The 13,316-nt window shown below is 72.3% G+C and carries 10 protein-coding genes; 3 read left to right on the top strand and 7 right to left on the bottom strand.

Annotated elements, in window-relative coordinates; genetic code table 11:
- Nucleotides 1-28 precede the first annotated feature (28 nt).
- The 3 genes from ASG05_RS12640 to ASG05_RS12630 all read right to left on the bottom strand — a co-directional run bounded on the left by ASG05_RS12640 (nucleotide 29) and on the right by ASG05_RS12630 (nucleotide 5,142).
- Entirely contained in the window at nucleotides 29-2,122 is a 2,094-nt protein-coding gene (locus tag ASG05_RS12640; protein WP_056261360.1) for a cell wall-binding repeat-containing protein, read from the bottom strand.
- Between the two features lie 141 nt (nucleotides 2,123-2,263).
- On the bottom strand, nucleotides 2,264-3,649 hold the full coding sequence (locus tag ASG05_RS12635) for an SLC13 family permease (protein ID WP_056261356.1): 1,386 nt from the start codon (nucleotides 3,647-3,649) through the stop codon (nucleotides 2,264-2,266).
- A 131-nt stretch (nucleotides 3,650-3,780) separates the two neighbouring features.
- Entirely contained in the window at nucleotides 3,781-5,142 is a 1,362-nt protein-coding gene (locus tag ASG05_RS12630; RefSeq protein ID WP_056261351.1) for a homoserine dehydrogenase, read from the bottom strand.
- Between the two features lie 168 nt (nucleotides 5,143-5,310).
- Between ASG05_RS12630 and otnK the strand changes: the two genes are divergently transcribed.
- Genes otnK through ASG05_RS12615 form a run of 3 tightly spaced genes read left to right on the top strand, consistent with a single transcriptional unit; the run spans nucleotide 5,311 to nucleotide 8,080 of the window.
- On the top strand, nucleotides 5,311-6,591 hold the full coding sequence (gene otnK / locus ASG05_RS12625; RefSeq protein ID WP_056261346.1) for a 3-oxo-tetronate kinase: 1,281 nt from the start codon (nucleotides 5,311-5,313) through the stop codon (nucleotides 6,589-6,591).
- On the top strand, nucleotides 6,588-7,238 hold the full coding sequence (locus tag ASG05_RS12620; protein ID WP_056261342.1) for a class II aldolase/adducin family protein: 651 nt from the start codon (nucleotides 6,588-6,590) through the stop codon (nucleotides 7,236-7,238). The genes otnK and ASG05_RS12620 overlap by 4 nt, the downstream gene beginning before the upstream one ends.
- Before the next feature lie 20 nt (nucleotides 7,239-7,258).
- On the top strand, nucleotides 7,259-8,080 hold the full coding sequence (locus ASG05_RS12615; protein ID WP_056261340.1) for a DeoR/GlpR family DNA-binding transcription regulator: 822 nt from the start codon (nucleotides 7,259-7,261) through the stop codon (nucleotides 8,078-8,080).
- On the opposite strand, the gene opgC is transcribed toward ASG05_RS12615, so the two are convergent.
- From opgC to ASG05_RS12595, 4 genes are read right to left on the bottom strand one after another with little or no spacing between them, the layout of a single operon-like run.
- Nucleotides 8,043-10,586: an OpgC domain-containing protein gene (gene opgC / locus ASG05_RS12610; protein ID WP_235491508.1), complete on the bottom strand. Its 2,544-nt coding sequence runs from the start codon at nucleotides 10,584-10,586 to the stop codon at nucleotides 8,043-8,045. The two genes, ASG05_RS12615 and opgC, sit on opposite strands and share 38 nt — an antisense overlap.
- A complete protein-coding gene (locus ASG05_RS12605; protein ID WP_082486766.1) occupies nucleotides 10,574-10,993 on the bottom strand; it encodes an ATP-binding protein in 420 nt (139 codons plus the stop codon). Before ASG05_RS12605 ends, opgC begins: the two co-directional genes overlap by 13 nt.
- Nucleotides 10,986-11,318 carry an STAS domain-containing protein gene (locus ASG05_RS12600; RefSeq protein ID WP_055977855.1) on the bottom strand — a complete coding sequence of 111 codons (333 nt, stop codon included), beginning with the start codon at nucleotides 11,316-11,318 and terminating at the stop codon, nucleotides 10,986-10,988. Before ASG05_RS12600 ends, ASG05_RS12605 begins: the two co-directional genes overlap by 8 nt.
- The gene (locus ASG05_RS12595; protein WP_056261687.1) at nucleotides 11,315-13,294 is read right to left on the bottom strand and encodes a glycosyltransferase; all 1,980 of its coding nucleotides are present in this window, start codon (nucleotides 13,292-13,294) and stop codon (nucleotides 11,315-11,317) included. The genes ASG05_RS12600 and ASG05_RS12595 overlap by 4 nt, the downstream gene beginning before the upstream one ends.
- Nucleotides 13,295-13,316: the final 22 nt, after the last annotated feature.

The raw sequence follows: 13,316 nt of genomic DNA, 5'->3' as shown, positions 1-13,316 counted from the left end.
ATTCGACCGGGACCGCCGCCGGCGGCCGTCAGCCACACGGGGTGAGGGCGGCGACGTTCTCGGAGAGCACGGCCGGGCCACCGAGCAACTGGACGTCGGCCACGTCCAGCCGATCGAACTCGTCGAGCGTGGCCGCAGGCACGCAGTCGCCGGGCGTGATGAAGAGCGGCGCGTCGAGCGCTCCCGCGAGAGCGACGCCGCTCAGGGCGTCCGGGAAGTTCGTCCCCACGGCGAGGAACGCGGTGTCCGACCGTTCGAAGGCGTCGGCGTTGACCTGGACCGAGGTGTCGTAGCGGTCGGCACCGGCGAACTGGTACGAGTCGGCGTTCAGATCGTCGAGGACCGCAGGGTTCAGCGACGCCGGGCCCCCGACGCCGACGACGCCGTCGAGCCCCCTCGTCATCGCCACCGTCGCGGCGTCGGCGTGTGCGGCGCCCCCGTCGACGATGAGCAACGGGGCACCGAGGTGTGCCGCGGCCGACCCGGCGGACAGCGCGTCGGGGAACCGGGTTCCCGAGGCGACGTAGGCCCCGGTCGCCGACCCGGCGAAGAGCGGCGATGCGGCGTCGACGAACACGCTGCGCATGATCGCGCGTGACGTCGCGTACCGATCGTCGCCGGAGAGCCTGGTCACCGGCGCGATCGCTCCGAGGGCCCTCGCGACGTCGGACGACACCGAGGCCTGACCACCGACGACGACGATCCGCTCGGGGCTCAGCCGTCGGAGCTCCGACGCGGTCGCGGAAGGCAACGCGTCGCGCTGCACGAGCAGCAGGGGTGCTCCGAGGGCGGAGGCGGCGGGACCGGCCGACAACGCGTCGGGGAAGTTCGTGCCGCTGGCGACGAACGCGACGTGGCGACCGTCCGGGTCCTCCGTCCTGGAGGGGAACGCCGCGGCCGCCTCGGCCGCCGTCGCGAACCGGTCGTCGCCGTCGATCCTCGACACGGTCAGGACGCGGGGGACGGCGACGATGTCGGCGCCGGTGAGCTTCTGCCCGGCCGTGACCGGGAAGGACGTCGCCGACCCGACGTCCACCGTGGACGGGGCCCAGGTCGGCCGATGCGAGGCCGAGGGATCGGCGTTCGGGGTCCATCGCATGCGATAGGTGTCCGGGAGGAGCGTCGAGACGGGGTCGAGGTTGCCGAACGAGCGGCTCCACCGGACCTTCTCCCACTGGCCGGTCATGGGGCGGAACGCGAAGGCGGCGTACTGACCATCCTCGCGACCGGTCGGATCGTCGGTCGCGAACGAGACCGTCCCGGCGATCGACGCTCCCGCCTCGAGGACGGTGTCGATCGCGTCGGGGCCGACGGCCGAATCGAGGGTGAGCTCGGGCGAGTCCTCAGGCCACTGGACGTTCCCAGCCCACGCCGACGCGTAGTCGGGGCCTTTCTCACCCGGCACCGCGTTCCCGAGCCTGTCGCTCGGCTGCGGGACGAAGCGCAGACGGTAGCTGCCGGTCGGGACGCAGATCCGGTAGGCGCCGTCCAGGGAGGCGAAGGTGACCGCCGACAGGCCGGGCTGCGCCTGGGGGTCGATCTTGGCGGGCTCACCGGGGACGACCTGGACGGCGACGCCGTCGGTCGCGTGGATCGTCCCGTCCGTCGCGCGCCCGTGGACGGTTCCGGTGAGACACGGCTGGAGTTCGGATCTCGGCGAGACGGTCACGCTCTGACCGGGCGCGACCGTGATCTGCGACGACGGGTCCTCCGAGCGGAGGGGCGGCACGGATCCTGACGCGATGCCCCCGCCGAAGGCCGTGTGCGCCGTGATCTTGCCCCCGTCGTAGAGCTCGACCTGGTACCGCCCCGGGACGACACCCGAGAAGGCGAAACGCAGACCGTCGGCCTTCGTCGTCGCGACTCCGAGGCTCGTGCCCTCGCCGTTCACCGCACTGAGGTACACCCACGCGACGGCGTCGTCGCTCGGCACGGCGGTGGTGACGATCCGGCCCGTGACCGTCCCGCCACCCGCACCGCTCGCCGTGCCGGTCGCCGTGGGGACGGAGCCGTCCGCGGCCGAGGCCGCGGGGGCACCCGGCACCGGGGTGGTGGCCGCACACACGGCGAGGACGAGGGCGAGCGTGAGGCGGAGGGCCCACGGGGCGAGCAGTCGAGGCATCCGCTCAGTATCTCGTGGTTCCTCCCGCACTCCGACGCCCCAGTCCAGGGCTGAGGCGGTGTGGACCGACGGCGTCGAGGACGCAAGGAGGCGCGGGTCACGCGACCCGCGCCTCCTGCGTCCTCGAGGCCGTCAGGCCCGTCAGGCCCAGAGGAACGGCACCACGAACAGCAGCAGCGTGACGACCGGCCCGATGACCACCATCGACAGGCCCCACCGGGTGAGGTGGCGGTAGAGGCGGGGACGGTCGTCCTCGACGCCCGAGGCGACGATGGTGGCACCGGTCGTGCCGAACGGTGCGCAGTCGACGAGCGAGGCCGAGATCGCCAGGGCGTAGATGAAGCCGGTCATCTCGAGCCCGCCGCCGGGCACGAGCAGCGGCACGGCGAGCGGGATCAGTGCGCCCAGGATGCCGATGGTCGAGGCGAAGGCCGACACGAGACCCGCGATGACGCAGATGACGAATGCGGCCAGCAGCGGCGACGACACCGACCGGGCGGCCTCGCCGAGCTGGTCGATGGCGCCCAGCCGCGTCAGGACGCCGACGTAGGTGATGATGCCACCGAGCAGCAGGATGGTGTTCCAGTCGACGCGGGCCAGCGACGCGCGGCCCACGTCGGGCTTGACGAAGGCCAGGAAGACCGCGAGCGTCAGGGCCACCGCGCCGAGGTTCAGGTCGACGTCGAGCAGCGTGATGGTGAAGAAGCCGACGATCAGCACCGGGATGCTCACCAGCACGACCAGCTGGTAGGCACCGAGACGGGTCGCGGTGGCCTGCTCGGTGACGACGGCGGTGCCGCCCTGGAAGCGCGTGCCGACGGCGGTGCCGCCGGTGCCGCCGACCGTGCTCGTGCTCGTGCTCGTGCCCGTGCCCGTGCCCACGCCGGCCGACGCAGCCGACCGAGCGGCGCCCGCAGCGCGGGTCCGGGCGATCAGCTCGCGCCCGCCGAAGAGGAAGAACGCCACCAGCACGACCAGCGTGTTGATGCCGACCGAGAGCCCGAACATGAGGCCCGGGTTGTACGCGATGCCCGACGCCCGCGCCACGGTCATGACCGTGATGCCGTTGATGCTCGTCGGGGCGAGGGCGCCACCGACGATGGCCGAGCTCATGACGATGCCCATCATCGTCGAGTGGATCTTGTGCTTGTGGGCGAGGCTCATGGCGATCGGCACGATGGTGAACGCGGCGTGCGACGTGCCGAGGCAGGCGACGAGCGTGCCGATGACGAACATCGCCCACGGGATGAGCGCGACGCGGTCGCCGATCAGCCCGACCGAGCGGTCGACCAGCCAGTCGACCACCCCGGTCTCGCGGGCGATGCCGAAGAGGTAGGTGATGCCGAGCAGGATCAGCAGGGCGTCGACCGGGAACCCGCCGAGGACGTCGTCGAGGCTCTCGCCCACGACGAGCACCCCGACGAGCAGGGCGGCGACGAGCGCCAGGGCCCCCATGTGCACGTTGCGGATCGCCGAGAGGGCGAAGACGGCCACGAGGACGATCAGGGCGACGAGCTCGACGCTCACGAGGTCACCGCCGGGGTCGGGTCGGTCGGGTCGGGGGTGTAGGGCATCGTCGTCGATCTCCTGGTTCGGGGTCTGGCGGGATCAAGGGGGGGATGGAGCAGAGGAGGCGCGGGTCGGCGACCCGGCGGGGGTCAGCGACCCAGCGCGAGCCCGGCCCGGTAGGCCGCGAGGGCCGCCTCGGGCACGTCGGCGAGGTCGTCCAGTCGGACGAGCGCGCCGGGGGCGACGTCCGCCACGAGCCGTGCACTGCCGAGCAGGTAGTACGGGGCCACGCCGGCGTCGTCGGGGTCGACGATCACGGGGGCGACTCCGGCGATCTCGTGGTGGTGGCCCTCGACCCGGAAGGCGGTGCCGGCCGACAGCGCGCCGGTGGCACGGGCGGCGAGGACCGTGTGCTGGCGGGGCTCGGGCAGGCGGGAGGTCCCGTCGACGGCCGCGGCGACGGTCAGCGGGGTCTCGACGCCCATGAAGTGGTACGGCCAGTAGATGCAGGCGTGTCGCCCGTCGCGGCTGACGACGTGACCCTTGCCGCGCAGGGTCTCCCACGTGACGGGGTCACCGGTGCGGACGATCACGAACACGCCGCCGGCGAAGCTCGCCTCGCCCGGCAGGCGGAGCATCGAGAACACGTCGACGACGCCGGTGCGTCCGAGCAGGCCGCCGTCCTCACGCGCCGTGTAGAGGTCGGCGAGCTCGTCGGGGCGGGCGACGGGGTAGTGCATCGCCTCGACGTCGGCGCGGGCACCCGTGTAGAGCGACACGACGTTCATCTCGCACGAGTCGGCGGCGGCGGCGCGCTTGAGGCCGGCCACGGCGGCCCCCCGCGCCTCCACGGTCGCGAGCGGGTCGTCACCCAGGTCGAGCAACGACGCCAGGGCCGGCGCGTCGACGGTCGTCCCGGCCTGGTCGACGACGCCCGTGGCGGGGTCGAAGGCGAGGTCGTACTCGCCCGACTTGCCGAGGGCGACGACGTCGAAGCCGCACTCGAGCACCCAGGCGACGAGGCGCAGCAGGTTCGCGGGCTGGTCGCCGTCGCCCGGCAGGTAGCGGAGGCCCGCGGCGCGGGCCTTGGCGCTCAGGGCGACGCCGGCGACGGATTCGACCTCTTTGCTGACCATCACGACGTGGACGCCGTGGTCGAGCGCGGCGTCGGCGTAGGCGTGACCGGCCTCGATGCGGCCGGTGGCCTCGACGAGAACGTCGACGCCGTCCCAGTCGACGGCCGAGGCGTCGGCGATCACGGCGACCGACCCGGCCGACACCGCCTCGGCGGTGGCCGCTGCCGTCGACGGCGTCGCGACGGACGAGCGGGGCACCCCGAGGTCGTCGAGCATCGCCGTCACGCCGGCGACGTCGGGGTCGACGAGCTGCGTGGCCGTCATGGCGGGCAGACGACGCAGCTGGTCGAGCAGCGTGCGACCGTACCCACCGTTGGCGCCGGTCAGGAGGACCCGGATCGGAGTCGCGCGAGTCGTCGTCGAGTGGAGGATCACCGTTGTTCCCGTTCGTTCAAGAGCCCGGAGCGGCCCGGGCGAGCATGGCAACTGTAGCGAGACTTACCAAATTGTCAAACATCGCACCAAATAGTCACATAGACTGTTCGTGCTCCTGGCGTCGCCCGTGCGACGTCGCGAGCCCTCCAGCCACCGAAGGGTCCCGCCATGTTGATAGGTGCCGTCGCCGACGACTTCACCGGAGCCACCGACCTCGCCTCGGGTTTCCGCCGCCGCGGTCTCGAGACGGTCGTCGTCGTCGCCCCCGCGGCGGTCGACCCCTCGACGCACGCGGGCGTCGACGCCGTCGTGGTCGCCCTCAAGACGCGCACGGCCCCGGTCGACGAGGCCGTCGAGCGGTCCACCGCCGCCCTGGCCTGGTTGGTCGAGGCCGGTGCCGAGCGCTTCGCCCTCAAGTACTGCTCGACCTTCGACTCGACCGACGAGGGCAACATCGGGCCCGTCCTCGACGCCTTCCGCGACCGCCTCGGGGTCGACCGGGCGATCGTCGTCCCCGCGTTCCCGGCGAACGGCCGGACCGTCCGCGACGGCCTCCTGTACGTCGGCGACGACCTGCTCGAGGACTCCTCGATGCGACACCACCCGTTGACCCCCATGACGCGTTCGAGGCTCCGTGACCTCCTCTCGCCCCAGACGCCGACCCTCGTCACCGAGGTGTCCCTCGACAGCGTGCGCGCCGGGGTCGACGCCCTGACGGACGCACTCGACGCGGCACCCGCCGGCTACCTCGTCGTCGACGCCGTGGACGACGACGACCTGGTGACGATCGGCCGAGCGACGTCGCACCATCGCCTGGTCAGCGGCGGCGCAGGCCTCGCCCTCGGGGTCGGCGCCGACGACGCACCACCGCCCGCCCTGCCCCCGGAGTTCGCGCACGTGACCGGGCGTCGCCTCGTCGTCTGCGGGTCCGCGTCGGCCGCGACCCGCGGCCAGATCTCCCACGCCGCGGCCACGCATCCCACGCGCAAGGTCGACCTGACGGCTGCGACCGCCGACCCGGAGGCCGAGGTCGCCGCGCTGGCCGCGTGGGTGCGCGGCCTCGACGCCGACTCCGTGCCCGTCGTGTACTCGGTCGGCGAGCCGTCCGACGTCATCGCTCCGTCCGACGTCGTGACCCCGGGTGCCGAAGGCCCGACGGACCGACGCCCCGCGCCCGCGTCCGTCGTCGAGACGGTGCTGTCGACGCTGGTGCACGACCTCGTGGCCGACGGCACCGTCGGCCACGTCGTCGTCGCCGGCGGCGAGACGAGCGGCGCCGTGGTGACGGCGCTCGGCACGACCGCCCTCGTCGTCGGGCCACCGCTCGGTCCCGGCGTGTGCTGGAGCGCCGCGACCACGAGCGCCGGCCGACCGGTCGCCCTCGTCCTGAAGAGCGGCAACTTCGGTGCCGCCGACCTGTTCTCGACCGCTTGGGAGGCCCTCTCGTGACCGCAGCCGAACGACTCGTCGACGCCGGACGTGCCCTCGTCGCGGCCGGCCTCAGCCCCGGCAGCTCGGGCAACGTCAGCGTCCGCGACGGCGACCGCCTGCTGATGACCGGCACGGGCACCATGTTGGGCTCGTTGACGGTCGACGACCTGTCGGTCCTCGCCCCCGACGGCACGCTGCTCGCGGGCCCGAAGCCGTCGAAGGAGGTCGCGCTGCACCGGGCGCTCTACCTCAAGAACCCCGAGCACCAGGCCGTCGTCCACGTCCACTCGCCGTCGGCCGTCGCCCTGTCGTGCCTCGAACCGTGGTCGGACCACTGCGCCGTGCCACCGCTGACGCCCTACTCGCTGATGCGCGTGGGCCAGGTGCCCCTGCTGCCCTTCGTCGCGCCCGGCGACGCGGCGATGGGGTCCCTCGTCACCGACAGCCCGTTGCCGTTCCGGGCCGCGCTCCTGTCGAACCACGGCAGCGTCGTCAGCGGCGAGGACCTCGACCGCGCCGTCCTCGGCGCCGTCGAGGTCGAGGAGGCCTGCCGGATCGCCCTGCTGACGCACGGCGCCGACCGCCGCCTCATCCCGGCGGACCAGGTGACCGCGATCACCTCCGCGTCGGGCATGCCGTGGACGGGGCCCACCGCACTAGGCTGACCGACGCGAGAAAGGCCGACGTGTCCCCCACAGCCCCCCTCATCCCCGAGCAGCGGCGCGAGAGCATCGTCGAGCACCTGCACCGCGAACGCGTCCTGAGCTACCGGCAGTTGACCGACCTGCTCGGCGTCAGCCAGATGACCGTCCGGCGCGACGTCGCGACCCTCGAGGACGAGGGCCGCGTGACCGCGACGCCCGGCGGCGCGAAGCTGACGCCGCGGTTGCTCGTCGAGGCGAGCCGCGACGTCAAGCAGGACGTCGACGTCGCACAGAAGCGCGCCATCGCCCGCGAGGCGGCCACCCTCGTGCGCGACCACATGACCGTCTACCTCGACGCCGGCACGACCGTCCAGGCCATGCGCGAGCACCTCGACGAGGTCACCGACCTGACCGTCGTCACGAACGACCTCGCCACCGTCCGGTCGTTCGCCGACCACCCCGACGTCGACCTCATCGTCGTCGGTGGCCGGGTCGACAGCGCGAACCAGTCCACGGTGGGGCGCTTGACGCGGTTGACGCTGACCGAGCTCTCGCTCGACCTCGCCTTCATCTCGTCGAGCTCGTGGGACCTCACGCACGGCGTGACGACCCCGGTCGAGGCGAAGGTCGAGGTCAAGCGGGCGGCCCTCGAGGTCGCCGAACGATCGGTGCTCGTCGCCGACAGCTCGAAGTACGGTCGCTTCGGCAAGTACCGGGCCCTGCGCCTCGCCGAGCTCCAGACGATCGTCACCGACGACCGCCTCGACGACGAGGCGGCCTCGGCCCTGCTCGACGCCGGGCTCGACCTCGTCGTCGCCGCACCGATCAGCGCGGCACGATCGAGAACAGGAACTTCTTCTTGACCATCACCCAGAGCAGCAGCACCGACGCAGCGTGGACGATCGTGCCGACGAGCACGCTCGACCGGTCGAGCCCCGGGATCGACGCGACGGCCAGCACGAAGAACACCTGCCAGATGAACACGTAGAGGCTCGCCTGGCCGAGGGGCACGTACAGCCAGCCGAACGCCTTCGACAGCGGCACCCAGAACACCGTGAGCACCGCGTAGACGCAGACGACGACGAGGGCGACGTCGACGAGCCGGCCCCACTGCATGTCGACGCGCTGGTAGCCGGTGGCGTACAGCGTGTCGTAGAGGCCCGACGGGATCGGTCCGGGGCTGAAGCCGTAGGCGTGCGCGGCCCAGATCAGCGCCAGGAACCCCGCGTAGCCGACGACCCCGACGCCGACCAGCACCTTGCCGAGACGGGTGGTCAGCGCCCGCACGATCTGCCGCCGGTACCAGCCGATCACGAGGCCGTGGGTGAAGAGCACCTGCCAGGCGAACAGCGGGAAGACCGCCTCGAACTGCGACGGGAACAGGTGCACGTCGGGGAAGGCCACGCCGACCAGGTAGACGGCCCAGCTCACGAGCAGCACGGCCCACCAGGCACGTCGCTTGATCGCCCACATGAGCGCCGGGATCGTCAGGCTGAGCACGACGAACAGCCCCATGATGTTGAACGGCCACGGCCCCATCTCGAGCAGCAGGAACTGCCGGACGGCGTACCACGGCGGCGGGTAGTCGAGCAGGCGGTCGGCGTTCGGGTAGAGGTCGTAGACGCGCCCCTCGGCCGAGGTGCCCGTCGACCCGGTGCCGCGGTCGGTGAAGGTCGTGATCGCGTCCGTCGCCAGGAACGGCACGAAGCTGAGCGCGAAGACGATCAGGATGACGGCGAGCGTCACGACGTACTGCTTGCGCGCGCGGACGAACGCCCCGATCGCCGCGGCCTTCTCGCCGTACTTCTTGATGCCGAGCGGGTAGACCATGCCGAGCACGATGCCGCTGAGGAACACGAACATCTCGGCCCCCGTGATCGCGCCGACGGCCTTCAGCGTGACGAACGAGAACGGTCCCGCGACCTCGATGTGCGTGATGACGACCGCCAGGATGATGAACCCGCGGAAGAGGTCGATGCGCAGGTCGCGCCCGGGCGAGCCGTCGTCGGGGTAGCGCCAGCGGGGCAGCACCCGGCCGACGAGTCCGCTGACCAGGAAGGCCAGGGCGAGCGCCCCGGCGCAGGCCACGATCCAGCCCATCTCGTCGCCGCCGCCGTCGCGCACCTGGACGGTGGCGGCGTCGCCGTCGGTCGAGGTGACCCGTTCGGTGACCGGGCCGAGGTCGATGCGGTCGCTGCCCTGCAGGTCGGTGCGCAGCGACCCCGCGATGCCCGGCTCGGCCGTGGCCCGCCAGTCGACGGGCCGGCCGCCCGCCTCGGCCTCGTCACGCTCGACCTCGAGCCAGGTGACGCCGGCGATGCGGTCGTGGGCGGGCAGGGCGGCCAGCACCTGGCGCCACCAGCCCTGCTTGACGTCGAGCTCGGCGGCACCCTCGAGCTCGTGGGCGTAGAGGGCGCCGGTGTCGAGCAGCATCGGCCGGTCACGCCCCTCGGCGAACCGGTCGTAGAACGACGACGCCTGCGCCTCGGCGTAGCCCCAGGTCTCGTCGAAGCGCCCCTCGACCTCGCCGGCGGCCGGGGCCTGGTTCTCGACCAGCGGCACCGACGTGCCGGCGGCCGTCGAAGCACTGCCCTTGGCGAAGTAGAACATCGACTGGCCGACCCAGTCGACCGCGTCGTCGCCCGGGTAGTACGGCCCGTACGGGTCGTCGGCCTCGGTCACGCGTCCGTCGTCGTTCGTGTCGAGCAGGTCGACGTCGCCGTCGGGGGTCTCGGTCAACCGACCCACGGCGTCCGCGAACGGGTAGCCCGCCCCGTACGACGGGGCCCACACCAGCTGTGCCTGCGACTCGCCCGCGTGGACGACGTCGGCCAGTTCGCGGAACGCCCCGACGAACGCGGTCGGCTGCTGCCCCCAGCGCTGCCAGTTGCCGTTCATCTCGGGGGCGAAGCGCACGAGCTGCAGCGTGCCGTACTGCTGGTCGATCTCGGTCAGCAGGTCGTCGGCCCGGCGGGCGTCGGCGTCGTCGAGGTCGGACAACCGGCCGGTGGGCTCGAGGCTGACGACGAGCACGGCGCCCTGGGCGGCGGCCGCGCGCGCCGAGCGCCGCCACTCGTCGGCGGCCCGGCCGTCGAGCGGGTAGTCGACGTTGACGCCGTACAGCGACGGTGTCGCGCCGAGTCGCCCTGCGTAGCCGTCGGGCCCGTCGGAACCCCAGTCGAGGTCGGGCCCGAACCAGGTTCCCGCCGGTTCGGGAGGCGCGGCGGCGGCGGACGCACTCGTCGCGTCCCCGGCCACCGCCGGCCCCAGCGTCACCGGCAGCAGGGCCGCGACCGCCAGCAGGACGGCGCCGACCCGACGGGAGAGCCGTCGGGCCGGCCGCACCACCGGGTGGTTCAGCGTCGGCACACGAGCGTCCACACGTTCCGGCCGTCTTCGTGCTTGTAGTCGAGGCTCTCGAGGCTGAGCAGCGCCAGGGCGAGCCCGCGGCCGTCCTCGTCCTCGAGGTCGGCCATCGAGACGGCACTGAGGTCGATCTCGCTGGGCATGCCGTTGTCGTGGAAGACGGCGGTCAGGCGGTCGTCGGTCGCCGAGAGCTCGAGGGTGAACCGGCGACCGTGGTCGGCGTCGGAGCGTCGCGAGTGCTCGACGACGTTAGCCGCGATCTCGACGATGGCGGTCTCGAACGAGAACCGGGTCTCGAGCGAGTCGTCGCCGAGCGAGGTCCACCACGTCTCGAACGCGTTCTGCACCAGGTCGATGCTCTCGGGTTCGACGGCCACGTCGATGACGACGGAGCCGGGCCGCTCAGTCATCGAGGGCGGCCGCGACCGAGGCGCGGGGCTTGAGGATGCGGTCGAGGTTGGTGAGGCGCAGCACCATCGAGACCTGCTCGGTGGGGGCGACGAGCCGCAGGTCTCCCCCGGCCTGGCGCGCCGACTTGAGGCACGACACGAGGGCGCCGAGGCCCGACGAGTCGACGAAGGTCGTGCCCGACAGGTCGACGACGATCAGCCGGTCGCCGGCGGCGAGACGGGCGGCGACCTCGTCTCGCAGCTGGGGTGTCGAGACGACGGTGAGCCTGCCCTGTGGTGAGAGGACGCAGCCGCCCTCGACGGCCTCGACGGTGACGGTCATCATGATGGCTCCTTGTCGTGGGGTGCCGGGGGCCCCGGGTAGAGGACGGCCCGGACGATGATGCTGAAGATCACCAGGTCGAAGAGCACCCAGGCGATGTTGACGAGCGGCGCGACGCCCTCGGCCTGCCCGGTCGCGTAGCGGACGCCCACGAGCACGAGGGCGGCCACGAGGCACGCCACCGCCCAGATCTGGGGTCGCACGAGGTCCCAGCGGGGGCCGGTGGCCGCCTGCCGGGTCTTGGGGGTCACCGAGAAGCCGAGCGCGCGGCCGCGGTACACGTTCTGGAACGCCGTCGTGACCGCGGCGATCCACACCGGGAAGAGCGCGAGCGAGTACTGCTGGCCTCGCCAGGTCGGCCGTCCTGCGGCCACCACCCAGAACAGCAGCTGGTTGAGCACCAGGAAGGGGATCAGCCGGGCGAAGAAGTCGACGCTGTAGGCCTGGACGGGCACGACGCCGAACGAGAGGCACAGCACCGGTGCGGCGATGTAGACCACGGCGGCGAAGCCCGAGAGGTAGCTCCACATGGTCGAGAAGTACATGAGGCGCTGCCCCCACGACAGCCCCTTCTGCACGAGGGGGTTCTCGCGGAAGAACACCTGCATGGTGCCCTGGGCCCAGCGCAGCCGCTGGGTCATCATGGTCGACAGGTCCTCGGGGGCGAGCCCGACCGCGAGGATCTCGTCGTGGTACGCCGACTTCCAGCCCAGCCCGTGCAGCCGCATCGCCGTCGCCATGTCCTCGGTGACCGAGATCGTGGCGAGCGGCATGATCGCCTGCGCCTCGCCGCCGCGGTCGACGTCGAGTGCGCCGACGAGCAGCGAGATCGACTCGATGGCGGCGAGCGGCGAGGACGACCGCTGCGCGAGCAGGTCGAGCGCGGCCTCGTCGAGCGCGTCGAACGTGTCGGGGCCGAGCTGCATCGCGGCGAGCTCGGCGAGGTCGCCTTTCATGGCGGCGAGGTCGGCGTCGGCGAAGCGGAAGGCGATGGTGTCGATGCCGCGCTGGAACCGGTAGGTGACGTCGCCGATCGACTCGCCGGACGCGAACTCGGCCCTGGCTCGCTCGACGACGGTCTCGGCGTCGTCGAGGGCCTCGAGCACGCGGGGCTGGCCCTCGGCCTCTTCTCGGGCCCGGGCCAGCAGCTTGCGCGAGGTGCGGACGGCCCGACGCACGGCCGCCTCGACCTCGGTGACGTACCGTGCGACGCCCAGCTGCATCAGCGCCTCCCGACGGAGGACGGCGTTCGAGCCGCAGAAGAACGCGCTGTTCCAGCCGTCTTTCGACTGCTGGATCGGCCCGTAGAACAGGGGCGCCTGGCTGCCCAGGGGGTCCGACCCGGGCACGTTCTCGAACCACTGCGGCGTCTGGACGAGAGCCGTCCGGTCGTCTTTGAAGTAGCCGAGGGTGCGGTGCAGGATCTCGGGGGCCGGCACCTGGTCGGCGTCGAGGATCAGCAGGAACTCGCCCTCGGTCGCCAGCAGCGCGTTGTTGAGGTTGCCCGCCTTGGCGTGCCGGGGGCGGTCGGCCCAGTCGTCCGAACGGGTGATGACGCCGATGCCGGCGGCCTCGCCGGCGGCGCGGATCTCGGCCCGACCGCCGTCGTCGAGGATCCACGTCGCGTGCGGGTAGCCGATGCGCTGCGCCGCGAGGGCCGTGCGCATCACGAGGTCGACCGGCTCGTCGTACGTCGTGACGAAGACGTCGACCGTGACCCGGGTCTCGGGGTCGTCGGGGTCGGGGGCGGTCGGCGGTTCGCCGCGCTCACGCAGCCGCCAGGCGCCGAGGCCGAAGAGCAGCGAGTCGACGACGCTGTAGGTCTCGGCGAGGATCAGCGGCACGGCGATCCACCACGACGACCAGTTGACCGACGCGGCCCAGCGCCACACGATGTAGTTCAGGCCCGCCAGCGACGCCAGCAGCACGGCGACCCGGATGGCGACGAGGCGTCGACCCGGGGTCGTGCGGTCGAGCAACCGCTGGTCGCGACGACCGAGG

The sequence above is a fragment of the Frigoribacterium sp. Leaf186 genome, from assembly GCF_001423905.1.
Lineage (GTDB): Bacteria > Actinomycetota > Actinomycetes > Actinomycetales > Microbacteriaceae > Frigoribacterium.
This window is presented reverse-complemented; position numbering and strand designations above follow the sequence as displayed.